This is a genomic window from Streptomyces sp. NBC_00620, from assembly GCF_026341825.1.
Classification (GTDB): Bacteria; Actinomycetota; Actinomycetes; order Streptomycetales; family Streptomycetaceae; genus Streptomyces.
This window is the reverse complement of record NZ_JAPENY010000003.1, coordinates 374435-398431: the sequence shown is the minus strand read 5'-3', so window position 1 is coordinate 398431 and position 23997 is coordinate 374435. Positions and strand designations below refer to the sequence as shown.

Sequence of the window (23997 nt, the reverse complement as noted above, 5' to 3'; positions counted from 1 at the left end):
ACCCCGTCAGAATCTGTTTATTCACGATCAGTTGTGATGACTTATGGGCCCTGATGAGGGAGAGCCGCCATGACGGTCACTCGAAGATCGGTATTGATCGCAGGAACCGCCTTACCGGCGGCCGGAGCGCTCGTGGGCGCCGCCGACGCCTGGGCCGTGTCCCCCGGGCACACCCCGGGCAGACACACGGTCGCCTTGCGCGACGGCTGGCGCTTCGCGCTGGTCGACCCGGGCGGTGTCACCGACCCCACCGGCGCGTACGAGGGGGCCGCGGACCCCGGCTACGACGACTCGGCGTGGCGTGAGGTGGCCGTGCCGCACGACTGGAGCATCGAACTCACCCCGACCACCGAACACGGCACCAGCAGCGGAACCGGCTTCCTCCCCGGCGGCCTCGGCTGGTACCGCACCACCTTCACGCTGCCGCCGGCGCTCGCGGGCAAGCGGATCTCCGTGGAGTTCGACGGTGTCTACATGGACTCGTACGTGTACTGCAACGGCACGGAGGTCGGCCGACACCCCTACGGATACACGGGGTTCGCCTTCGACCTCACCGAGCTGCTGCACACGGACGGCACCACCGACAACGTCATCGCGGTCAGGGTCAGGAACCAACTCCCCAGCAGCCGCTGGTACTCGGGCAGCGGCATCTACCGCGAAGCCCGCCTGGTCGTCACGGAGCCGGTGCACGTCGAGCGCTGGGGCACCTACGTCACGACCGAGGAGCTGAGCGAGGTGCGGGCGGTCGTCCGCGCGCAGGCTACCGTCGTCAACGCGTCCGGCACCGAGAGCCGGGTCACCGTCCGGTCCAGAGTCGTCGGCCCCGACGGGCGCACCGTGAGCCGAGCCGATTCCACGGTCACGGTGGGAGCGGTCCCACAGGTGGAACCCCACGAACTCACCGTGCCCCGCCCGCGGTTGTGGTCCTTCGACACCCCGCACCTCTACGCCCTGGTGACAGAACTGAGCGTCGGCGGGGAAACGGTCGACACCTACCGCACGACCTTCGGCATCCGCCAGGCCGTCATCGACCCCGACAACGGCCTCTCGCTGAACGGTGATTACGTCAAACTCCGCGGCGTCAACCTCCATCACGACCTCGGCGCGCTCGGCGCCGCCGTCGGCTCGGACGCCGTGGAACGCCAGCTGGCCATCATGAAGACCATGGGCGTCAACGCCCTGCGCACCTCCCACAACCCGCCCTCGCCGCAGGTCATCGCCGCCTGCGAGCGGCTCGGCATCGTCATGATGGTCGAGGCCTTCGACTGCTGGCGGCGCGGCAAGAACACCTACGACTACGGCCGGTTCTTCGACCAGTACGCCGACACGGACATTGCCGAGATGGTCGGCGCGGCCCGCAACTCGCCCGCCGTCATCATGTGGTCCATCGGCAACGAGATCCCCGACTCGACCTCGACGGCGGGTCTCGCCATGGCCGACCGGCTGATCGCCGGCGTGAAGAGGCTCGACACCAGCCGCCCGATCGTCATCGGCTCGGACAAGTACCGCTCGTTGCCCGCCGTCGGCTCCCCGGCCGACCTGATGCTCGCCAAGATCGACGGACTCGGCCTCAACTACAACACGGCCAAGTCGGTCGACGCCCTGCACGCCCGCTATCCGAAACTGTTCCTGTTCGAGTCGGAGTCCTCGTCCGAGACATCCACGCGCGGCACCTACCAGGAGCCCGAACATCTCAACACCGGCGAGAACCACACCCCGGGCAAGCGCGCGACCTCCTCGTACGACAACAACCTCGCCTCCTGGACGATGAGCGGCGAGTACGGGCTGAAGAAGGACCGTGACCGCAAGTGGTTCGTGGGCGAGTTCCTGTGGTCGGGCATCGACTACCTCGGGGAACCCACGCCGTACGACGTGTTCCCCGTGAAGGCGTCCTTCTTCGGCGCCGTCGACACCGCCGGGTTCCCCAAAGACACGTACCACCTCTTCAAGAGCCAGTGGACGGGCGAACCGATGGTCCATCTGCTCCCCATGAGCTGGAACCACGAGGAGGGCGACACGGTCGAGGTCTGGGCGTACGCGAACGTCGACACCGTGGAGCTCTTCCTCAATGGAACATCGCTCGGCACAAGGAGCTTCGACACCAAGAAGACCACCGACGGCCGCCCCTACCTGGAGACCACGGAGGCCACCGGCGACGACAAGACGGTCACCGGCGGCCCCTGGCCCGGCAGTTACACCAGCCCGAACGGCAGCGCGGGCAAGATCCACCTCAGCTGGAAGGTGCCGTACGCGCCAGGCGAACTGAAGGCGGTGGCGTGCAGCGACGGCCGTACGGTCGCCACCGACGTCCTGCGCACGGCCGGGGCACCACACGCGATACGCCTCACCGCGGACCGCAAGTCACTGACGGCGGACGGGCGTTCACTCGCCTTCGTGACGGCCGAGGTGGTCGACTCCCGAGGCGTGGTCGTGCCCGACGCCGAGAACCTGATCGCGTTCGTGGTGGACGGCGGCTCGCTGGCCGGACTCGACAACGGAAGGGAGGAGAGTGCCGAGCGCTACCAGGCCAGCACCCGAACAGCCTTCCACGGCAAGGCACTTGCCATCGTGCGAGCGGGCACGAAGGCCGGGCCCGTGAAGGTGACGGCACGCTCGGACGGGCTGCGCACGGGGACCGTCTCCCTGCGCGCCACCCCCGCGCACTCCAGGGCGACCACCCCTGCCGCCGCCTTCGAGCCCGACCCGGGTCCGGGCGCCCCGAACCACCCCTTCGCGGACGCCAGTTACTCGGGCCGTCCCGACACGCTGCCCGCCGCGATGCTCGACGGCGACGCGGCCACCGGCTGGTCCAACGCCTTCTACAAGTCGGCGACGGCCCTGCTGCCCGCGTTCAGCGGAGCCCGCCCCGAGGACTGGGTGTCGGTGACCTGGGCCCGTTCCCGCACCGTCGACCGCGTGGAGGTCTCGTTCACCGTCGACGCGACACACACCCTGCCCGCGTCGGTCGAGGTGGAGGTCTGGGACGGTGAGCGATATGTGCCGGTCAAGGGAGCGGCGGTGGACTGGGCGACCGCGTCCGACGCGGCGACGGTGATCACCTTCGATGCGGTACGGGGCTCACGGCTCCGGCTCGTCATGACGAGCCGCCATCCGGGCGAGGCACACGGGCACCACCGCGTGAGCCGACTGGAGGTGCCCGCGGGCTGAGCGCCCAGAGTCGTGGGTGGCTGAGCGCCATGGTTGTCGTCGGCTGAGCGCCACGGGGCGCGGACGGTCGGCCGGCCACGGGGTGTGTCCGGCTGGCCACCACGGGGTGTGGGTGCCTGGCGGCACGGGGTGTGGCCGGTCGGCCACCACGGAGTGTGGGTCGCTGACCGACGCGGCTGATGGGGGGCCGACTGGCACGGCTGACGGGTGGCTGATCGGCGCGGCGCTGCTGGCCCTCCTCATCGCCGACCTCACGGGCATGAGCAAGGCGGAAACAGAACGCATCTGGCTGTTCCCGGCGCGGCTGGTGGCCGGCACGGCCGATGAGTGGCGGGCCGGGCTGCCACTCAGCCGCCCAACGCCCGGTCCAGATCCGCGATCAGCTCGTCGCAGTCCTCCAGGCCGATGGACAGCCGTAGCAGCGAGTCGTCCACGCCGACCGCGGTTCCGGCCGTGGTGCAGTGGGTCATCCGGGCCGGGTGTTCGATCAGTGATTCCACGCTGCCCAGCGACACGGCGAGCGTGAACACCTCGGTGCGTTCGCACACGAGGCCCGCCGCGTCCGCGTCCCCGTTCACCACCAGCGACACCACACCGCCGAACCCGTGCCGCATCTGTTTGGCGGCCAGCGCGTGGTCGGGATGGGAGGCGAGGCCCGGGTAGTGCACCTCGCGCACCGCGGGGTGGCCCTGGAGGAACTCGGCGATCCGCTGGGCGCTCTCGCAGATCTGCCGCATCCGTACCGGGAGCGTCTTGACACCGCGCTGTACCAGCCAGGCCTCCTGCGGCGCCGCCATCGTGCCGAGCATCCCGACATGACGGGTGATCACCTCACCGAGCTCCGGGTCCGCGCACACGACCGCGCCGCCCGTGATGTCGGAGTGTCCGCCCAGATACTTGGTGGTGGAGTGCACGACCACATCGGCGCCGAGGGCCAGCGGCCGCTGGAGATACGGCGACGCGAAGGTGCTGTCGACCACGAGCAGCGCCCCTGCGTCATGGGCCAGTGCGGCGACGGCGGCGATGTCGGTGATCTTGAGCAGCGGGTTCGACGGTGTCTCGGCCCAGACCAGCGCGGTGGCACCGGGACGCAGCGCGGCGGCGACGGCGTCCGGGTCGCCCATGTCGACGGCCGTGTGCTCAAGGCCCCATCGCCGGTAGACGTCCGAGACCAGGTCCCAGGTGCCGCCGTACACGTTGTCCGGGATCACGATGTGCGCCCCGGACCGGCCGAGGGCCTGGAGCACCGTCGTGCTCGCCGCCATGCCGGAGGCCACGGCCACCGCCGATGCCCCACCCTCCAGGGAGGCCAGGCATTCCTGCAGGGCGTCACGCGTGGGATTGGCGATCCGCGAGTAGTCCCAGCCGTCGTCGACGGGCCGGGCGTGCGGTCGTACGAAGGTGGAGGCGAGGTAGACCGGAGTGGTCACCGAGCCGTTGTGCCGGGCCGGGTCGTGTCCGGCGTGCACGGCGCGGGTCGCGAAAGAGCGCTCGGAGGTCATGGTGCGGAGGTCTCCTCATCGTCGGTGGTTCTGGGGGACCTGCGGCGGCGCGGGAGAGGCCGGCAGCGGCCCGGCGGCGGCGATCAGCCGACGGGCCCGGCCGAACAACTTGGGCTGGTTCATGGCCAGTACGGCCGTCGGCACACCGCACCGGCGGAAGACCGCCAGAAAGCTGCGCGACGCGAAGCTGCCGTCCGTGATCTCGACCTGGTCGTCGGGCTCGGCGTGTCCGGCGAACTGGATCCGCACGCCGAACTGGTCGGACCAGAAGTAGGGAGCGGAGGTGTACGCCGCCGTGCTTCCCGGACCGTCGAGCAGCCGCGCGGCCGCGACGGCCGGCTGTTCCAGGGCGGCGGTCCAGTGCTGGGCACGGTGATGACGGCCCAGCCAGGGGTGGAAGGGGCGGGCACAGTCGCCGACGGCCACGACACCGGGCAGGGCGGTGCCGCACCCCGCGTCGCACACCACGCCGTCGTCGAGCACGAGCCCGCTCCCCGCCAGCCAGTCCACCGCGGGACGGGAACCGATCGCGACCAGGACCACGTCGGCGGGCAGCTGCCGTCCGTCGGCCAGCCACACCCCGGTCACCCGGTCACGGCCCGCCAGACCGGTCACCTCCGCGCCTGTGATCAGGCGGATCCCGTGCTCGGCGTGGAGCGCGGCACTGACCTCGTTCCCGACCCGGCCGAGGATCCGGGTGAGCGGCGCTGGCCCGCGCTCGACGACGGTGACATCGAGTCCGAGGGATGCCGCGCTGGACGCGGCTTCGGCACCGATCAGCCCGGCGCCCACGACCACCAGCCGTGCCCCCGGCCGCAGTTCGGCCCGCAGCGCCTCTGCGTCGGCGAGAGTGCGCAGCACATGAACGCCCGCCAGCCGCGCCGTGCCGGGCAGCGACAGGGCGCTGCCGCCGGTGGCCACGACCACGCCGTCGCACACCACCCGTGTTCCGTCGTCCAGGTGCACGGCACGCCCGGCCGCGTCCAGCAGGACCGCGCGCCGGCCGAGCCGCCAGTCCAGGTCCAGCGCGGCGTCGGAGTCCGCCGTCAGGGTGAGGTCGCCGGCCTGCGCGCGGCCCAGGAGGAAGTCCTTCGACAGCGGCGGCCGGTCGTACGGCGGGACGTCCTCCGCGCCGACGATCACCAGCCGCCCGTCGTACCCCCGGGCCCGCAGCGCGCGGGCGGCGGACAGCCCGGCCAGGGACGCGCCGACCACCGCGACACTCCTCATCCGTCACTCCCGTACGACACCGTCCCGGCGTCCACGTGGACGACACCGTCGCGCACCTCGACCGCGTACACCCGCACGGGACCCGTGGCGGGCGGTCCGGTGGGGCGGCCGGTACGCAGGTCGAAGCTCGCCGAGTGCAGCGGGCATTCGACGAGGCAGCCCTCCAGCCAGCCGTCCGAGAGGTACGCCTCCTGATGGGTGCAGCGGTCGTCGACGGCGTACAGCTCCCCGTCGGCGTTGAACACCGCGATGCGCCGGTGCGCGGTCTTCACCACGGCCACCTCGCCGGGCGGGAGTTCGTCCAGCCGGCACACCTCGATCACGACCGCTCCCCCTGGCCGGCGGGGTCCACGCCCATGGCCTCGTGGTACCAGCGGTAGTACCAGCGGCCGATGATCTCCTGCTCGGTGGGCACCAGGACCCCGCCGTTGCGGTAGGCGCGGGACTTCATGTTCGGCTGGCACCACTCGGACGCGGCGAAGTCCTGCTGGTTGACGCGGTGGAACAGCTCGACGCTGTCCGCGATGTCGTACGGCGCGTCCTGCCCGACCGTCTCCGGCGGGAACAGCCACTCGCACACCACGCGGGTTGTCTCGGGCGAGAGCATCTCGAAGCGGTGGACGATGACGTGGTCGGGGAGCAGCGAGATGAAGCAGTTGGGCCGCATCACCATCCCGTAGTACTTGCGGTCGTCGTGCTCCTCCAGGCCCCCGATACGCGGGAGTTCGGCGGTCCCGCTGACCGAGAAGGACGTCTTGCCCTCGGCGAAGAGATACCCGTCGGTGTCGTACGTCGCGTCAGCGCCCCCGGTGAGGTTGCGGAACTGGGGGAGTGTCTCGACGAGTTCGGGGTGGATGGTGCCGCAGTGATAGCACTCCTGGAAGTTCTCCTGGATGATCTTCCAGTTGGCGGCGACCTCGTAGTCGACGCGCTTGCCCAGCACCAGATCAGCGAGCCCGTATCGGGCGAACTTGTCCCGGTCGCCGCCGAGCCGGTAGTCGAGCTGCGGCCAGATCTGCTCCTCGAAGGGCTCGGGTTCGGCGGCCAGGCTCACCCAGACCAGGCCGTGCCATTCGGCGAGGTGCACCGGGTGCAGGCTGTAGTCGGCCTTGTCGATGGAGTCCATGGACTGCCAGTTGGGGGCCGTGATCAGACGGCCGTCCAGCTGGTAGGCCCACGCGTGGTACGGGCAGCGGATCGCCTTGCCCACGTCTCCCGAGTCGGTCAGGCACAGTTGGGCGCCGCGGTGCCGGCACACGTTCAGGAAGGCCCGCAGCTTCTGGTCCCGGCCGCGCACCACGAGCACGGTCTCGTCGCCGAGCGCGGTGCGCACGAACCGGCCGGGCGTGGGCACGTCCTCGGCCCGGCACACGTACATCCACTGCTTCTCGAAGATGTTCCGCTTCTCCAGTTCGAAGACCGCGGGGTCGGTGTAGTAGTGACCGGGCAGCGTCGGCAGGAACACCGAGGCGGGGGCGGTGGTCATCGGCGTACTCCTCTCAAGGGCCGGGGGACCGGGTGCAGTGAGGTCAGTTGAGAAGGCCCTCGGAGTCGAGCCAGTCCTGGGCCGCCTCCTCGGGGGTCAGGCCGTCCACGTCGACGTCCGCGTTGAGTTTCTGCAGGGTCGCGTCAGTGAGCTTCGCGGTGACCGGCGCCATGATCTCGGCGATCTCCGGGTACTTGTCCGCGATGGACTCGGGCAGCGTCAGCGAGGCGTTGTAGACCGGGAAGAAGTGCTTGTCGTCCTCCAGCACCTTGAGCTTGAGCGACTCGATGCGGCCGTCGGTGGTGAACACCTCGCCGAAGGTGCAGGTCTCGCCCTCGCCGGTCTCGTTGTAGATGACGCCGGTGTCGAGCATCTTGATGTTGTCGTCGGGCACGTCGATGCTGTACGTCTTCTTCACGCCCGGCCAGCCGTCGTCGCGGGTGGAGAACTCGCTCTCCAGACAGAAGGTCGCCTTGGACGGGTCGGACTCGGCGAGGGCCGCGATGTCGGAGAGCTTGGTGAGACCCAGTTCCTGCGCCGTGTCCTCGCGCAGGGCGAGGGCGTAGGTGTTGTTGAGGGGCGCGGGCTCCAGCCACACGATCTTGTTCTTCTTCAGGTCCTCGTCGCGTACGTCCTCGTACTGCTTGGTCGCGTCCGCGATCGGGGTGGTGTGTTCGAGGTAGCTGATCCAGCCGGTGCCCGTGTACTCCCAGTACAGGTCGATGTCACCGCTGGTGAGGGCCTGGCGGGTGGTGACCGAGCCCTTGATGTTGGTCTTGTCCTCGACCTCGGCGCCGTGCGCCTGGAGCACCTTCATGGTGATCTGGCCGAGCACGATGTTCTCGGTGAAGTCCTTGGAGCCGACGGTGAGGGTGGCGCCGTCGAGTTCGTCGCCGGCGCTGCCGGTGGCGGCCTGGGTGTCGCCGCCGCAACCGGAGGCGAGCAGCACGGTCGCGGCGGCCGAGGCGAGCAGGGCGGAGGTTCTGGCAGGGCGGGGCAGAGACATGGACATGGCGTGACTCCGTGCTGGTGAGGTGACAGACGGGAATGGTCGGACAGGCCCTACAGCCCTCTGGGCTTGAGGAGGCTCTCGGCGAGGCTGCCGAGCCAGTCGAGGAGGAAGGCGACGGCGCAGGCCAGCACGCTGCCGGTGACGAGGACCGGCATCCGCTGCAGTTTGATGCCGTTGACGATCATGTCGCCGAGACCGCCCGCGTTGACGAAGGTGGCGATGGTCGCCGTACCGACCGCGAAGACCAGGGCCGTGCGCAGCCCGGCGAGGATCACCGGCACGGCGAGCTTCAACTCGACGAGCAGCAGCACCTGCAGGGGCCGCATGCCCATGCCCCGTGCGGTCTCCACGAGGGAGCGGTCGACCTGCTCGATGCCGGTGATCGTGTTGCGCAGCACCGGGAGCACCGCGGAGGCGACCAGGCCGATGACCGCCGTACGGAAGCCCACGTCGAGCTGGATGGTGAGCAGGACGAGCAGTCCGATCGCGGGGACTGCCTGTCCAGCGTTGGCGATGACCAGTACCAGCGGCGTCGCCCGGCGCAGCAGCGGCCGGGTGACGAGGATGCCGGCCGGCACGGCGATGACGACGACGAGCAGCGCGGCGGTGAAGCTGAGCCGCAGATGCTCGGTGACCCGCTCCACGATGTACGTGCGGTTCAGCGTCCGCTTCTCGATGGAGTCCAACTCCTGTGCCGAGACCCAGAGATAGAGCACCCCGAGCACCAGGGCGAGGGCGGCGGGGGTACCGAGGTGGCGGAGGGCGGCCGGTCGGCGGAGTACCGGGACCTTGACGGGGGAGAGCGATTCAACCGACACGGGTCTCCTCCTGCGCCGACAGAGCCCGGCATACGTCCGGGAATGCCAGCGTCCCCGCGACCGCGCCCGCCTCGTCCACGACGGTGACCGGGTCGCCGCCCCGCTGGAGGATCAGATCCATCACGTCTCGCAGGGAGGCCGAACCGTTCACGGTGGGCAGTGAGTTGGGTGCCTCCGGCGCCGGGCCCAGCTTCACGTCGGCCACGGTCGCCAGGGCCAGTTGCTTCAGATACGGGGCGGCGCCGATGAAACTGCGTACGTAGTCGTCGGCCGGGGCGGCCAACAGCCGCGCCGGGGTGTCGTACTGGACGATCCGCGAGCGGTCAGCGAGGACGGCGATCCGGTCGCCGAGCTTCAGCGCCTCCTCGAAGTCATGGGTGACGAAGACGACCGTCTTGCCCAACTCCCGCTGAAGACGGCGGAATTCGACCTGCAGTCGCTCCCGGGTGATCGGGTCGGTGGCGCCGAACGGCTCGTCCATCAGCAGGACCGGGGGATCGGCGGCCAGGGCGCGGGCGACACCGACGCGCTGCTGCTGGCCTCCGGAGAGTTGCCGGGGATACCGGGCGCGGAAGGCGGCCGGGTCGAGCCCGGTCATCTCCAGCAGCTCGTCGACCCGCGCGCTCACCTTGGCCCTGCTCCAGCCGAGGAGCTTCGGCACGAGCCCGATGTTCTGCGCGATCGTCATGTGCGGGAAGAGACCGATCTGCTGGACCACGTAACCGATGTGGCGGCGCAGCTCGTTGGGGTCGAGGCCCAGCACGTTCTGGCCGTCGATGCTGACCGTGCCCGAGGACGGTTCGATCAGCCGGTTGATGATCTTCATGGTGGTGGTCTTGCCGCAGCCGGACGGCCCGACGAACATCGTCGTCTGCCCGGCCGGTATCTCCATCGTGACCCGGTCGACGGCGGGTTCGCGCTGTCCCGGATAGACCTTGGTGAGCTCGTCGAGGCGGATGCTCAGGCCGCGACCCGTGCGCGCGGTGTCAAACATGGAGCCCCCTCGGGGTGGTCAGGCGGCGCAGCAGTACGTAGAAGAGGTCGAAGGCGAGTGCGACCAGGACGACGCCGACGGTTCCGGCGATCGCTTCGTTGAGCGCGTTCGCGGACCCGAGCCGGGACAGGCCGTCGAAGATCGGCAGGCCGAGCCCGGGACCGGCCACGTACGCGGCCATCGCCGCGATGGCCACCACCATCTGGGTGGCGACGCGGATTCCGGTGAGGATGTACGGCCAGGCGAGCGGGAGTTGGACGATCGCGAGCACCCTGGCCGGGCCGAGGCCCATCCCGCGGGCCGCCTCGACGACGGCCGGGTCGACCTCGCCCAGGCCGACGATGGTGTTGCGCAGGATCGGCAGCAGCGAATAGAGGGTGAGCGCGGTCAGCGAGGGCGCCCAGCCGAGGCCGAGCAGTGGGATCAGCAGGCCGAGCAGCGCGAAGGAGGGAAGGGTGAGCAGCCCGCCGGCGGTCGCGGTGGCGGCCGCGGCGAGCCGAGGCCGGTTCCAGGCGAGCAGGCCGGTGCCGACGGAGACAGCCGTGGCGATCAGGACCGCGAGCGCCACCAGCAGGGCGTGCTGGCCCGCCTGGTCGAGGAGCAGGTCGCCGCGGCGCTGCAGATACTCACCGAAGGTCATGACCCGCCCTCCGGATTCCGCGCGGCCTCGGCGAACCGGAAGTCGCTCGGGTGGTCGGGGTCCGTGATCGCCGGGCGGTCGACGGTGAAGGCCTCGATGGGCCAGTCCGTGGAGCCCTTGGTCGCCAGGTCGGCGAGGATGTGGCCGATCAGCCCCGCGAACTTGGCGGCGTGCCCCGCCCCCACGAAGACCGAGATGTTGGGGTGCCCCGGCACGGTGTCCAGGACGAAATTCCGGTCGGCCGGGAGGTCGTAGACGCAGGTCTTGCTGAGCAGTTCGGGGCCGACGGCGCCCGGCAGGTACTCGGCCAGGAACTCCGCGACCTCCTCGGTCTGCTCGGGATTCGGTTCGTACGAGCGGGTCTCCTGGGTGACGAAACGGCCCGACATGTCACGGGCCGCCTTCACCGCGGCCTCGCCGTACACCGGGAAACCGTAGAAGGTCCGGTCGTGACCGTGGAAGATCCAGATGGGGAAGCGGTCCGGTGCGAAGGGGCGCAGGTCAGGGGCCGCGAAGTAGGTGACCTGTTCCTGGGTGAGGGTGAGCGGGATGTCCAGGTCGAGACCGGCCAGCGCGGTCCCGGTCCAGGAACCGGCGCACACGGTCAGCGTGCCGCCCTCGTACACCGCGTCGTCGGTGTGCACCTCGACATGGCCGGGATGCGGAACGATCTTCCGCACCGGAGAGTTCTCCACGAAGGTCACGCCGAGCGCGAGCGCCCGTGAGACATGCGCGGCGTTCGCCCGGCGGATGTCGAGGATCCCGGACTCCGCCTGGAACAGGCCGAGTACGTCGTCGCCGATCCGCCACTGCGGCCAGCGCTCGCGCAGAGTGCCCGCGTCCAGGACCTGGTAGCGGTGGCCCTGCTGGGCCAGGGCTCGCGCGTAACTGCCCAGCTCCGCCTCGCCCGCGCTGCCCGCCGGGGCCAGATGCAGACCGCCGGTGATGTGCAGCAGCGGAAGTCCGGTCTCCTTCTCCAGTTCCCGCCAGTGGTCGTAGGAGTCGCGGGTCAGGGCGGTGTAGTCGGTCGAGTGGTACGAGTGCCGGATGATCCGTGAGTGGTCCTCGGAGGCACCGCGATCGTGCCCGAGCCCGAACTGCTCGACGGCGAGGACGTCACCGCCGCTCTGCCTGCCGAGCCAGTAGGCGGCGGCGCTGCCGATGCCCCCGACGCCGAGCACGATGTGCGCGTACCTCTTCTTCATCCGGCATCCTCCCGCTGTGGTGGGCGTGCTGCTGGTGTTCGGAAGAGTCGCAGCAGCGCCCGAGCGGGGTCATCCGGCACGACGTCGGACGTTCAGGGCCTCGCTTTCGACATATGTAGGAAGGGTGGTCCGCCGAGGGAGGGACCCGGGAAGCGCCGCTCCGTGCAGGCGGCGCAGTCCGAGCACCAGGTGCAGCAGCAGCCGGTCGCGGCCGTCGCGCAGACTCAGCCCGGAGATCTGCTCGGCCCGGCCGAGCCGGTAGTAGAGCGTGGTGCGGTGCACGCACAGTTCCCGTGCGGTGCGCTGCACATCGCCCGCGCAGTCGAGATACGTCTCCAGGGTCGGCACGAGGACCGCCGCGGAGGGATCCGCGAACAGGGTGAGCACACCCTGCGGGATCAGCGTGTCGTCCCAGACCGGCGGCGCGAGCTGGGCGAGCAGGGCGTGGGCACCGAGCCCCGACCAGAGGGCGACGGTTCCGGTGCCCGCGGCGGACAGCGCGATGTCCGCCTGGCGTTTCGCCGTGGGCAGCCCCGCCAGTGCGGGCACGGGGCCGCCGGCCCCGACGCGCCGACATCCGGCGAGCGCGGGTTCCGCGGTGAGCTCGGCGAGCAGCGCGTGGGCGGCCCGGTCGAGTTCCGCGTCCGGATCGGCCGGGCGCAGCGCGAGGATCACGGTCGCACGCCGGGGCCGGCACGCGGCGAGCACGGACGCGCCGGGCCACCCCCGGCAGAACCGCTCCACGGCCGCCGCGAAGGCGGGCCCCGCGTCCTCGCCCTCGGCGCCGCCGCCACGGCCGGCCAGCAGCACCGCCACCGGCCCGTCGACATCGAACAGCCCCCGGTCGAGGACCTCTTCGCGCGCCGCACGACGCGTCGCGGCATCCTGGCTCAGCAACTGCTCGACCAACTGCCGCCGTACGCCGTGCTCGTGGCCGGCGGCGAGCCACCGCCCGTACATGAGCGAGCCGAGCGTCTCCGCCGTACGGGTAGCGTCGGCGATCTGGACGTCGGGCAGATCGCCGTACCGGTCGGTGATCCAGACGAAGCCGAGGAGCAGTCCACGGCAGCGGATGGGAACGTACAGCCGCTGCCACAGCTCGAGGTCCGGGTTCTCCGGGATGTGACCTGGGCCCGTGGACCGTTTGATCCTGTCGAAGCACACGTCCTCGGGCCGCGTCCTGCGGTGCAGCAGCGACCAGATGCGGGCGGGATCGGCGTCCCCGAAGTCCTCGCTCACCGCGACCAAGCGCAGTTCCTGGTCGTCCACGACCACGGCACGCCCCAGGCGCGTGGCGAGTGCGTCCACCAGTGTCTGAATCTGCTCAACACTCATGCCCCACTGTGGCCGCGCGGTGTTACGGCGGTCTACGGGGGAGTGTTACGGGCTTACGGAGTCGTACCCTCCGCAAGCCCGTCCTCAGCGGCGCTCAGTACCTCGGTCGCCCGGTCGTTCGGCGAGCCGCTCGAGGGCAAGGCGCCCTGCCGTGCCGAATGGGCCTCGGGTACCGCAGTACATGCCCCGTGACCTGGTGGTATTTACGGGTAAGTACCCGCGCGGTACCGTGAGGACATGCCAGCTCTCAACGTGGAGTTCAGTGACCGCGAGCTAGAGGATCTGCGGCAGATCGCCAAGGAGCGCGGTACGTCGATGAAGGCCCTGGTGCGGGAGGCCGCCGCGGCGGACATCGTGCGGCACCGGGCGCTGCAGGAAGGCGCGGAGGTGTTCCGCCGGTTCTTCGCGGCGCACGCGGCCGAGTTCGCCGCCGCCTTCCCCGAGGACGAACCACCCGGCGACGGCGAAGGGCGGGCCGCCTGACCCATGGCCCCCGTCATCCACATCGACGTGCCCTGGCTGCTCCAGCGCCACGAAGAGGTAATGCCCGACCAGCCCACGGTCAACGACTTCTCGGCGCTCGTCGCCGCCGTGGCCCGCCACCGCGTCGACCCGCCCCGGCTCGGCGTCGACTCCGACCCGGCCTGGCGCGCCGCCGCGCTCCTGCACACCCTGGCCCTGCTGAAGCCCCTGCCGACCGCCAACGCCCGCTTCGCCTGCTCGGCGGCGGTCGCGTACATGTTCGTCAGCGGTGTCGGTATCGACCCGCCGTACGGCGCCCTCGTCGACCTCGCCCGCGATCTGATCGACGGCAAGACGGACGTCTATGGGGCAGCGGACCGATTGAGGTCCTGGCAGATCTGAGACGGTGCTGCGAGAGCGGATCTGACACGGTGCAGCGAGAGGGGAGGGTGGCACGCTGGTCGTATGCGCCTGATCATGAGACCTGCCGCCCGGGACTGGAGCTGTCCGCCCGCCCCCGACGAGGTGCGCGCCTTCCACGCCGCCCTGCCCGGCTACGCGCCCACTCCGCTCACTGAACTGCCTCTCCTCGCTGCCGAGTTGGGTGTCGCCCGGGTCTTCGTCAAGGACGAGTCGTCCCGCCTGGGCCTGCCCGCGTTCAAAGCGCTGGGCGCGTCCTGGGCGATCCACCGCATCCTCGCCACGGCCGACGGCCCGCTCACGCTGGTCACCGCCACCGACGGCAACCACGGCCGGGCCGTGGCCCGGACGGCCCGACTGCTCGGGCAGCGCGCCCACGTCCTCGTGCCGAAGGGCGTGCGCCAGGGTGCCGTGGACGCCATCGCCGGCGAAGGGGCGCGGGTGACGCGGGTCGACGGCCCGTACGACGAGGCGGTACGCCGGGCCGCGGCGGTCGCGGACGAGCCAGGCAGCGTCCTGGTGCAGGACACCGCGTTGCCCGGCTATGAGGACATCCCTGCCTGGATCGTGGCGGGCTACTCCACGCTGTTCGCCGAGATCGACTCCCAACTGGCCGCGGCGGGAGCCGAATCGCCCGATCTCGTGGCCGTCCCGGTCGGTGTGGGCTCTCTCGCGCAGGCGGCCGTCACGCACTACCGCAGCCGCCCCGCCCCCGGACCGGTCCTGCTGTCCGTGGAACCCGAAGCGGCGGCCTGCGTGCTGGCGAGCCTCACCCAGGGCCGGCCGGTCAGCGTGACCACCGGTGACACGATCATGGCGGGGCTCAACTGCGGTACCCCCTCGGGCCTTGCGTGGCCCTTCCTCCGTGACGGCCTGGACGCGGCTGTCGCCGTCACCGACGCCGACAGCGCTCGTGCCGTCCGCGACCTCGCCGTCCTCGGCGTCTTCAGCGGCCCCTGCGGCGCCGCGTCTCTGGCGGGTATCCGGGTGGCCGCCGGCCAGGGCCTCACGCTCGACCCCGCCTCGGTCGTCGTCCTGCTCAGCACCGAAGGGCCGGTCGAGAACTGACCGCGGGGGCGTCGGGCGACCCGCCCTCGGGGCCGCCGACCGAGGGCGGGTGGATCGGGGTCGGCGGCCGTTTCGCGCGGGAGAGCCGCCGTCCCGCGCGGGGCCTCCGAGGAGGGGCCGGTTCCAGTGGACTACTTGGTTCCGCGCGCCGGGAGCGTGCGCGGGCCACCGGCGCGAGCGCGCGGTTCACACGGGGCGCATGAAATTTCGAAAGCCGGTGCGAGTCGCGAGAGTTGCGGGCCAGGTCCGACTTACTTTCAGTGGTGCGGAAGTTACTCAAGTGTCTTGTTGGTCATGAGCATTTCGTGCGAGGGTGACCTTCCTGCGCCGGGTCAATGGCGGGTTCGAATCGCTGTTCGCTATTCCGGGCTGTTGAGAGCTCAAAGGGCTCAAGACCGACGGTCGTCGTACGGCGTTCGCTCCGGCCCTTATCCCGGCGCTCCGTCAAAAGGTATGCACCAATCGGGAGCTCCCTTTTCGGCGGTGAAGAACTTCTGTGTGCCGCCTTGCACCTTGGAAGGAACCCGCTCTGTGCACACCCCCCACCCCCCTCGTCCCCCTTATCCTCCCGGCGGTGCTCCCGGCGAATCCGACGAGAGCCTCGCTGCCCAGCTGAGAGGCCGGCCGGAGAGCGAGACCGCCCATCCGGTCGCCCTGCTGATGGCCCGGCACTGGCAGCCCGCGTACGACTACTCGGTCATCTGCCTCGCTTCCTCGGCGAACATCGCCTCCATGGTGACCGCGACCTCCTTCCACCAGGTGCTCGACCGCCTGATGCGCGGCGAGACCGGTGTCGCCCTGCGGCCCCGGCTTCTCGTGACCGTGCGGGACACCGTCAAGGCGTGGTCCGCGGAGGACCGGATATCCGGTGTGCTGCCGGACTTGAGGAAACCCGCCGGGGGTCGCGGTATGCGGGCGGCCAAGTCCATGACGGCCGAAAACCGGAAGCTGGCCGAGCGCTCTTTCCACGCTCTGCCCCCTCTCGCCCAGTCCCTGTTGTGGCACACCGAGGTCGAAGCCGAGCACATATCCGTACCAGCCGGTCTGTCGGGCATGGATACCGACACCGCGTCGGCCGCTCTGGAGCAAGCCCGCGAGCAATTCCGGCAGGGCTGCGTACACGCCCACCGGGAACTCGCGCCGAGCAAGGAATGCGGTTTCTACAACCGGTTGCTGGACGTCCCCATTCGCCGCGGTGGCGCCTTGCTGCCCGATGTCCAACAGCATCTGATGGAGTGCCGCTACTGCCGCTACTGCCGCTTCGCCGCCGAGCAACTCAGCCATTTCGAGGGCGGGTTGGGCCTTCTGCTCGCCGAATCGGTACTCGGCTGGGGCGCCCGGCGCTATCTCGACTCCCGCCCCGGGCGTGCCCAGCAAGGCGTACGGCCCCGCGGCGGATCCCCGTTCGGCGGCAGGCGCCAGGGCGGCGGCGTCCTCCCGGGAAGCGGACTTCCGGGAAGCGGAGGACGCCATCGCCTGCTGTCCCAGATCCCCACCCCGCGCCGCCTGCCCGAACCGGCACAGCGGCACGCGAAGGCCCTGATCACCGGAGCGGGCGTGGTCTCGGCCGCCCTGCTCGTGACCGCCCTCGCCACCAGTCTGTGGTCGGACGACGACAGCGGCGCCGACCCCGCCGCCACCACCGGCGCGAGCAGCAGCCGCACGGTGGCACCCGTGCCCGGCTCCCAGGATCCGCCCGCCGTGTCCGCACCCCCCACCTCGGCGGGACTCCCCACCACCATCGAGCAGACGCGGCTGCGCAACTTCGCCGCCGACCTGTGCCTCGACATCCGGGGCGGCGAGGCGAAGGCCGGCGCCGAGACCGTACTGGCGGTGTGCTCCTCAGCGTGGACCCAGCAGTGGTCGTACGGGGACGACGGCCTGCTGCGCAGCGTCGCCGACCCCGAACTGTGCCTGGACTCCCGCGCCGACGACGGGTTCGTGCTGCTGGAGCGCTGCGCCGCCGAAGACGCGGCGCGCGGGGCCGATGTGCGCTACGACCTGACCGTGCGGGGCGAGTTGCTGCCCCGATGGAGCGAGCGGCTCGCCGTCGCGCCCAGTTCCACGGACCCCGGCGCCGATATCGTTGTCAAGGTTCGCGACGGCTCCGACGCGCAGCGGTGGCGCACCGACGCCGCCTCGGCGGCCCCCGAGTCGCTGTCGGTCTCGGGCACGAGCAGCCCCTCACCAGGGCCCGCGAGCCCCCCGCCGCCCGCCGACGACAGCACACCTGCGCCGCCGGGCGAGCAGCCTCCGGGCGAACAGCCGACGCCCGTACCGGTCGCACCGGAGGCGACCGAGTCGGAGCCCTACCAGGAACGCCGATCCGTCAACGTCAGCGACGACGCGAGCCCGGAGCCCGTGCTGCCGCTGATCGCGGAACTCACCGCGGTGGTCAAGGGAGTTGGCCTGTAGGGGTTACGAGAGGAGCGGTCGCGGGACGAGGGATCACGAGACGACGTCCCGCGGCGGCTTGCCGTCCATGAATTCGGTGGCGTTCCGAACGGCCGCCCGCGCGATCCGGACGACCGTCTCGCGCGTGACGCCCGCGACATGCGGGGAGAGCACCACGTTCGGGGCCTTGAGCAACCGCAGGGCCGAGGTGGGCGGTTCGGGGTCGAAGACGTCGATGCCCGCTCCGGCCAGGGCACCCGCCTCCAGCGCGTCCGCCAGGGCGTCCTGGTCGATCAGGGCGCCCCGCGCGGTGTTGACGACGAACGCGGTGGGCCTGAGGAGCGCGAGCCGCCCCGCGTCGAGGAGGTGCCGCGTCTCGCCGGTGAGCGGCATGTGCAGCGTGATGTAGTCCGACGTACGCAGCAGTTCGTCGAGCTCGACATGGCGGGCGCCGCCGAGCCGGGCCTCCTCCTCCGGGCCGATCGACCGCCGGCCCGCGTACACGATGCTCATGTCGAACGCGGTTGCGCGGCGGGCGACTTCCTTGCCGATGTGCCCGAGTCCGATGATGCCGAGCGTCTTGCCGGACAGCTCGGTGAGGGACCGCTGAAGCCTCGGCAGCGCCCAGTCGGCGTCGACGAGCGCGGTGTGCGCCGGGACCAACTGCTTGGCGAGGGCGAGCATCAGTGCGAAGGTCTGCTCGGCCACGTTCTGCTTCTCCGCGCCGCTGGAACCGATGTTGCAGACGGACACGCCGTTGGCGCGCGCGGCCTCCAGGTCGATGTAGTCGAAGCCGTGGCTTGCGCACTGGATCAGCTCCAAGTCCGGTGCCGCGGCGATGTGTTCGGCGGTCACCGGGCCGAGTGCCGTGACGACGACGTGGGCTTCCCGCAGCGCGACCGGGTCCTCGTCGGTGGCTTCGACCACGGTGACACGGGCCCCCTCGGGGAACAGAGTGGCGAGCGCCGCGCCCGCCCTGCGGCCTCCGACATGCGGTGGGCCGACGGCGAGCACGTTCTTCGTCTCGGTCATGCGATGTCCTCGATCAGGTCATCGGGACCGATGCTGGAGGGGCGGGCGTGCCCGGACAGGGCCAGCGTGAGGTCGAATTCGGCGAGCAGACAGCGGATGACGTGCTCGACGCCCGCCTGGCCGTCGAGCCCGAGCCCGTAGGCGTACGGACGCCCGACGAGGACGCCCTGCGCGCCGAGGGCGAGTGCCTTGAAGATGTCGTCGCCCGTGCGGATCCCGCTGTCGAAGAGAACGGTCAGCCGGTCGCCCGCCGCCTCCACCACACGCGGCAGCGCGTCCGCCGCGGCGACGGAACCGGCCACCTGGCGGCCGCCGTGGTTGGAGACGACCACGCCGTCCATTCCGGCGCTGGCCGCACGACGGGCGTCGTCCGGGTGCAGGACCCCCTTGAGGACGATCGGGCCCTCCCAGTTCTCCCGCAGGAACTCCAGGTCCGGCCACGTCTTGCCCGGGTCCGCGAACATGCCCACGAAGTGCATGACCGCCGCGTTCGGGTCCTCGTGCACCGGCTTGGCCAGGCCCGCCTGGAACGCCGGGTCGGTGAAGTAGTTGGCGATGCCCACACCGTGCAGGAACGGCAGATACGCCTGGTCGAGGTCGCGCGGACGCCAGGCAAGGAGGGGCGTGTCGAGAGTGACGAACAGCGCGGTGAACCCGGCCGCCTTCGCCCGGTTCAGGAAGCTGAGGGTGACCTCGCGGTCCTTCGCCCAGTACAGCTGGAACCAGCGCTCCGCGTCGCCCATAGCCTCCGCGACCTGCTCCATGGGCGTGCTGGACGCCGAGGACAGGATGTACGGCACGCCCTGGGCCGCGGCGGCCCGCGCGGCGGCGGACTCCGCGTCCGGGTGCATGATCGACAGCACGCCGACGGGCGCGAGTGCGAGTGGAGCGGGCAGTTGGCGCCCCAACACCTCTACGGACAGGTCGCGTTCATGCACATCGCGCAGCATGCGCGGCACGATTCGCCGCCGTTCCAGCGCCTCCCGGTTGGCCCGGGCGGTGCTTCCGTTGCCCGCGCTGCCCGCCACATAGCCGACAGGACCGGGCCCGAGCCGCTGTTCGGTGAGCTCTTCCAGCCGCGTCAGATCGGTGGGCAGCCGGGGTACGGCCCCCGTCATCCCGTTGAGATAGATCTCGTACTGGAAGTCGGCCCAGTGCTTCGCCATCCGTACGTCCTGCCTCTCGTCCCTGAGATCGCGCTGTACGGGGTTGATCCTGGCGACTGTGACAAGGTCCGTCCACTGGGCTGCGCCGCCACCAGCTCTGTTCCGGAGGTGGCGAGTCGGCAGTCCGGGGACCGGGAACGGGCCCTCAGATGCGGCGGATCCGTGCCGTGGCCCTGACGGGAGCCCCGTCGGCCCCCGCCAGCCGCAAGGGGAAGAGGAAGACCTCGATCGAGTACCCCGCGGTCTGCGCGCCGGCCACGAGGTCGAGACCGGTCAGGTTCTCGGCGATCACCCCTCCCGCGCCGCACAGGACCCGGTGCGAGAGAAGGTCCGTGCTGCCGATGGGGTCCACGCTCAGCGCGTCCACTCCGACCGTGCGGACGCCCGCGTTGACGAGGTCCTGCGACGCTTCCGGCGTGAGCCAGGGGTGTGCGAAGTACTGGTTCGTGCCCCAGTACGCCGACCAGCCGGTGGCGAGCAGCAGGATCGCGCCCGGTTGGAGGTGGAGGAGGCTCAGCGCGGGCGCGAGCAGGCCGGGAGTGATCGGCGTCCCGGGCGGGAGACCCCGGACGTCCGCAAGGACCGCCGGTCCCGCGAAGCGTTCCAGGGGCAGCAGGTCGAGCGTGGGCCAGGCCGAGTTCACGTGGTAGGGCGCGTCCACATGCGTCCCGGACTGCGAACCCATGTGCAGCCGCAGGACGTTGACCCCGTCCGTCGCGACCCGCAGCGCCCTTTCCACATCTACCTGCGGGTCGCCGGGATACACGGGCATCCCGGCGACCAGGGGGACGGACAGATCGAGCCAGGACTCCATCAATTCCCCTCCAGGACTTGCTCAGTTGCCCTCGACGGCGAGCGCCGGCGCCGGGTCTTCGGCCTTCGCGCCCGGTCCGGTGATCGCCGCTACCGGAACATCGACCGTACGCGCCAACCGTGCACCCTCCGGCCCGTACACGGCCCGGGGTTCGGGAAAGAGCCGCAGTAGTGAAAGGAAGAGGACGGCGGCGACGGCCAGCGAAAGCGGCAGGCCGATGTCGATTCCGTTCGCCAGATCGCCCAGCGGCCCGACGAACTGCCCGGGGATGTTGGTGAACAGGACGCCGATCACCGCGGCCACCCACCAGGCGGTCATGCCCCGCCAGTTCCAGCCGTGCGAGAACCAGTAACGGCCGCCGCGCTGACGGCGGTTGAAGACCTGGAGAGCGTCCGGGTCGTACCAGCCGCGCCGGGTGTAGAAGCCCAGGATCATCACGACCATCCAGGGCGTGGTGCACGTGATGATCATCGTGGCGAAGGTCGAGATGGACTGCACCAGGTCGAACCCAAAACGCCCGACGAAGATGAACGCGATCGACAGCACACCGACAAGCACGGTCGCTTGGACCCGCGACAGACGGGGGAACACGGACGAGAAGTCGAGCCCGGTTCCGTACAACGACGTCGTGCCCGTCGACATGCCGCCGATCAGCGCGAGCAGACACACCGGCAGGAAGAACCAGCTCGGCGAGATGGCAAGCAGCCCGCCCACGAAGTCGGGGGCCGCCGGATCGACATACTCCGGGGCCTTCGTCGCGATGATGCTCGCGGTCGCCAGGCCGAAGACGAACGGCAGCAGGGTCGCGATCTGGGAGAGGAACGCGGCACCGACCACCCTGCGGCGCGGCGCGTCGGCCGGGATGTAGCGGGACCAGTCGCCGAGGAACGCGCCGAAGGAGACCGGGTTGGACAGCACGATCAGCGCCGAGCCGATGAAGGAGGGCCAGAACAGCGCCTGCGTCGCCGAGTCGGCCGAGGACGTGAAGACACCCGCGTACGAGGGATCGAAGTCACCGGCGAAGGCGATCGCGCCGAGCAGGAACAGGACCGTCGCGGAGGTCACCGCGATCTTGTTGACGAACAGCATGAACCGGAAGCCGTACACGCACACCGCGAGGACCAGCGCGCCGAACAGTGCGTAGGCGACGACGTACGACAGATCGCTGCGCTCCAGGCCGAAGAGCCGGTGCGCGCCGCCGACCAGGGCGTCGCCGGAGCTCCACACCGAGATCGAGAAGAACGCGACGGCCGTGAGCAGGGAGAGGAACGAGCCGACGATGCGGCCGTGCACGCCCAGGTGAGCGGAGGAGGCGACCGCGTTGTTCGTGCCGTTGACCGGGCCGAACACCGCCATCGGGCACAGGATCAGCGCGCCGACGACGACTCCGAGGAGTGTCGCGGCGAGCCCCTGCCAGAAGGAGAGGCCGAAGAGGATGGGGAAGGCTCCGAGGACGCAGGTGGAGAAGGTGTTCGCACCGCCGAAGGCGACCCGGAACAGGTCGAGAGGGGACGCGGTGCGGTCCGCGTCGGGGATGCGCTCGACGCCGTACGTCTCGACCTCGGTGAGCGACGGGGGAGCGGTGGACGGGGAGTTGTCGGACAAGAGTGCTCCAGCGAAGTGCTGCCTGTACCCCTAAGGGCGGTGGAGCGCGTGGTGGCGCGGGGAGAGGGACGGCCGGTTGTCGCCGCTGGGGTGTGCGGCGTGAGCGGATGGCGTCCTCGCGGGGTCTGCCGACGCTAAGGCGGCGCGTCACCACGGCACCAGAGGACGGACCATCCATCTTCCGCGTCTTCGCTGGACGATTGCTCCACAGAGGGTGGGGGCGGGTGTCACTCCTCGTCGTCGGTGGCCGGGGTGTCCTGCGGCTCGGCGTCCGGACCCTGTGCTCGGACCCGCTGCACGTGCTCCAGCGAGTCCCGCAGCTCGGCGAGCCAGTCGTCGGTGTGGCGCTGCACCAGGCGTACGCACCAGGCGAGGGCGTCGCTGCGGCTGCGGGCCACACCGGCGGCGATGAGGGTGTCGAGGACCTGGCGCTCGGGCTGGCGCAGCCGGGTCATGACCGGCGCGGCGATGTGTGTGAACAGGGCGCGCTCGCCGCCGCACTCCACACCCCAGGAGACCTTCTTGCGGAACCGGTGCTCGGCCTCGCGGGCCACCGCGATCCGCTCCTCGCGGGTGCGCTCCCGGAATTCCTGGATACGCGCCTGGAGGGCCGCCTCCTTCTCGGCGTCCGAGGCGCCTTCGGTGAGCCGGGGCTCGGGGATGCGGCCGACGACCGTGATCTCCTCGCGGTCGACCGTCACCTCCGCCAGGCTCTCGAAGAGATCGTCGGGCAGGCGGCCGGCGAACCAGCCGCGCAGCTTCTCGTGCTGCTCCGTTGTAATCATGTAATGACGATTACTCCGGAAGGGTGGATGCGCAAGGGGGGTCCGCCATGGGCTGAAGCGGAATGTTTCAGGCCTATTGCTGAGGCAGGGGAATCCGGCCAGGAAGGCCCGCCTGATGATCAGTAAGCGCTAGCTTCCGGGCCTGAACGGTCGAATTCTGTGACTTCACGCCACTGATTCAATACTCAAAGTTACTGAAACCTGTGGGTCGGATGTGTCTTTCCGGTCCGGACTCGGCAGACTCACGCTCGCCGAACCGGCACTCAACCGAGCCGGTACGGCCTTCAATCGAGCGGAAGGATGCACACAATGCCGACCACCGCGCGTTGGGCAGCGACTCTCACCCTGACGGCCACCGCCGTCTGCGGGCCCCTGGGCGGATCCGCCCTCGCCGCCCCGGGCCCCGGCCCGTCCGCGCTCTACGCCCCCTCTGCCCTGGTGCTCACCGTGGGCCACGGTGACAGCGCGGCCACCGCCACCGCGGAACGAGCGGTCACGCTGAACTGCGCCCCGACCGCCTCCGGCACCCACCCCGACGCCCCCTCGGCCTGCGCCGAACTCCGCAAGACCGGCGGCGACTTCGACGCCCTCTCGGTGAGAGCCGGCGCGCTGTGCACGAAGGAGTTCCACCCCGTCGTCGTCACCGTCGACGGTGTGTGGCAGGGCAAGCGCGTCGCGTACGAGCGCACCTTCGCGAACGAGTGCGTGAAGAACTCCTATGGGGTGAACGTCTTCACGTTCTGACGGACCGGGATCGCGTGGTCCCCGTGGGCGTCCAACGAGAGCCCGTGACTGGGGAAGGCGGGGCTCGTCGCGAGTGCCACGCGATCTCGTACCGGGGGCCGGCCAGACGGAGTGGGG

General features: G+C 70.5%; 21 protein-coding genes. 6 read left to right on the top strand and 15 right to left on the bottom strand.

What is annotated here, in order from left to right; all coding sequences use genetic code 11:
* Window positions 1-69: 69 nt before the first annotated feature.
* Entirely contained in the window at window positions 70-3168 is a 3099-nt protein-coding gene (locus tag OG246_RS33080; RefSeq protein ID WP_266471842.1) for a glycoside hydrolase family 2 TIM barrel-domain containing protein, read from the top strand.
* 347 nt (window positions 3169-3515) lie between these two features.
* Here the strand turns inward: OG246_RS33080 and OG246_RS33075 are convergent, their stop codons facing one another.
* The 10 genes from OG246_RS33075 to OG246_RS33030 all read right to left on the bottom strand — a co-directional run bounded on the left by OG246_RS33075 (window position 3516) and on the right by OG246_RS33030 (window position 13390).
* Window positions 3516-4670, bottom strand: a complete 1155-nt coding sequence (locus OG246_RS33075) for a cystathionine gamma-synthase (protein WP_266471840.1) — start codon at window positions 4668-4670, stop codon at window positions 3516-3518.
* A 15-nt stretch (window positions 4671-4685) separates the two neighbouring features.
* Window positions 4686-5900, bottom strand: coding sequence for an NAD(P)/FAD-dependent oxidoreductase (locus OG246_RS33070; RefSeq protein WP_266471838.1), 1215 nt, complete (start codon window positions 5898-5900; stop codon window positions 4686-4688).
* On the bottom strand, window positions 5897-6223 hold the full coding sequence (locus OG246_RS33065) for a bifunctional 3-phenylpropionate/cinnamic acid dioxygenase ferredoxin subunit (protein ID WP_266471837.1): 327 nt from the start codon (window positions 6221-6223) through the stop codon (window positions 5897-5899). Before OG246_RS33065 ends, OG246_RS33070 begins: the two co-directional genes overlap by 4 nt.
* Window positions 6220-7386 carry an aromatic ring-hydroxylating dioxygenase subunit alpha gene (locus tag OG246_RS33060; protein ID WP_266471835.1) on the bottom strand — a complete coding sequence of 389 codons (1167 nt, stop codon included), beginning with the start codon at window positions 7384-7386 and terminating at the stop codon, window positions 6220-6222. Before OG246_RS33060 ends, OG246_RS33065 begins: the two co-directional genes overlap by 4 nt.
* A gap of 43 nt (window positions 7387-7429) precedes the next feature.
* On the bottom strand, window positions 7430-8398 hold the full coding sequence (locus OG246_RS33055) for a glycine betaine ABC transporter substrate-binding protein (protein ID WP_266471834.1): 969 nt from the start codon (window positions 8396-8398) through the stop codon (window positions 7430-7432).
* 50 nt (window positions 8399-8448) lie between these two features.
* Window positions 8449-9216 carry an ABC transporter permease gene (locus tag OG246_RS33050; protein WP_266471830.1) on the bottom strand — a complete coding sequence of 256 codons (768 nt, stop codon included), beginning with the start codon at window positions 9214-9216 and terminating at the stop codon, window positions 8449-8451.
* The gene (locus OG246_RS33045) at window positions 9206-10210 is read right to left on the bottom strand and encodes an ABC transporter ATP-binding protein (protein ID WP_323178355.1); all 1005 of its coding nucleotides are present in this window, start codon (window positions 10208-10210) and stop codon (window positions 9206-9208) included. Before OG246_RS33045 ends, OG246_RS33050 begins: the two co-directional genes overlap by 11 nt.
* On the bottom strand, window positions 10203-10850 hold the full coding sequence (locus OG246_RS33040) for an ABC transporter permease (RefSeq protein WP_266471829.1): 648 nt from the start codon (window positions 10848-10850) through the stop codon (window positions 10203-10205). The genes OG246_RS33045 and OG246_RS33040 overlap by 8 nt, the downstream gene beginning before the upstream one ends.
* Window positions 10847-12055 carry an N-methyl-L-tryptophan oxidase gene (gene solA, locus OG246_RS33035; RefSeq protein WP_266471825.1) on the bottom strand — a complete coding sequence of 403 codons (1209 nt, stop codon included), beginning with the start codon at window positions 12053-12055 and terminating at the stop codon, window positions 10847-10849. The genes OG246_RS33040 and solA overlap by 4 nt, the downstream gene beginning before the upstream one ends.
* 69 nt (window positions 12056-12124) lie before the next feature.
* Entirely contained in the window at window positions 12125-13390 is a 1266-nt protein-coding gene (locus OG246_RS33030; protein WP_266471823.1) for a CdaR family transcriptional regulator, read from the bottom strand.
* 237 nt (window positions 13391-13627) lie between these two features.
* Between OG246_RS33030 and OG246_RS33025 the strand changes: the two genes are divergently transcribed.
* The 4 genes from OG246_RS33025 (at window position 13628) to OG246_RS33010 (ending at window position 17755) form a co-directional block, all read left to right on the top strand.
* Entirely contained in the window at window positions 13628-13873 is a 246-nt protein-coding gene (locus OG246_RS33025; protein ID WP_266471821.1) for a hypothetical protein, read from the top strand.
* Window positions 13874-13876: 3 nt separating this feature from the next.
* On the top strand, window positions 13877-14254 hold the full coding sequence (locus OG246_RS33020; RefSeq protein ID WP_266471819.1) for a toxin Doc: 378 nt from the start codon (window positions 13877-13879) through the stop codon (window positions 14252-14254).
* A 63-nt stretch (window positions 14255-14317) separates the two neighbouring features.
* Window positions 14318-15340, top strand: coding sequence for a pyridoxal-phosphate dependent enzyme (locus OG246_RS33015; protein ID WP_266471817.1), 1023 nt, complete (start codon window positions 14318-14320; stop codon window positions 15338-15340).
* A 531-nt stretch (window positions 15341-15871) separates the two neighbouring features.
* Window positions 15872-17755 carry an RICIN domain-containing protein gene (locus OG246_RS33010; RefSeq protein WP_266471815.1) on the top strand — a complete coding sequence of 628 codons (1884 nt, stop codon included), beginning with the start codon at window positions 15872-15874 and terminating at the stop codon, window positions 17753-17755.
* Between the two features lie 33 nt (window positions 17756-17788).
* Here OG246_RS33010 and OG246_RS33005 read toward each other — a convergent pair whose 3' ends face one another.
* The 5 genes from OG246_RS33005 to OG246_RS32985 all read right to left on the bottom strand — a co-directional run bounded on the left by OG246_RS33005 (window position 17789) and on the right by OG246_RS32985 (window position 23136).
* Window positions 17789-18766 (bottom strand): 2-hydroxyacid dehydrogenase, encoded by a 978-nt coding sequence (locus tag OG246_RS33005; RefSeq protein ID WP_266471813.1) that lies wholly within the window; start codon window positions 18764-18766, stop codon window positions 17789-17791.
* Window positions 18763-19932, bottom strand: a complete 1170-nt coding sequence (locus OG246_RS33000) for a lactate 2-monooxygenase (protein WP_266471811.1) — start codon at window positions 19930-19932, stop codon at window positions 18763-18765. The genes OG246_RS33005 and OG246_RS33000 overlap by 4 nt, the downstream gene beginning before the upstream one ends.
* Window positions 19933-20077: 145 nt before the next feature.
* Window positions 20078-20746 carry a cyclase family protein gene (locus OG246_RS32995; protein WP_266471809.1) on the bottom strand — a complete coding sequence of 223 codons (669 nt, stop codon included), beginning with the start codon at window positions 20744-20746 and terminating at the stop codon, window positions 20078-20080.
* Between the two features lie 21 nt (window positions 20747-20767).
* Window positions 20768-22351, bottom strand: a complete 1584-nt coding sequence (locus OG246_RS32990; protein ID WP_266471807.1) for a cytosine permease — start codon at window positions 22349-22351, stop codon at window positions 20768-20770.
* A 227-nt stretch (window positions 22352-22578) separates the two neighbouring features.
* Window positions 22579-23136, bottom strand: a complete 558-nt coding sequence (locus OG246_RS32985; RefSeq protein ID WP_266471795.1) for a hypothetical protein — start codon at window positions 23134-23136, stop codon at window positions 22579-22581.
* Between the two features lie 309 nt (window positions 23137-23445).
* Between OG246_RS32985 and OG246_RS32980 the strand changes: the two genes are divergently transcribed.
* Window positions 23446-23880, top strand: coding sequence for a protease inhibitor (locus OG246_RS32980; protein ID WP_266471791.1), 435 nt, complete (start codon window positions 23446-23448; stop codon window positions 23878-23880).
* Window positions 23881-23997 lie beyond the last annotated feature (117 nt).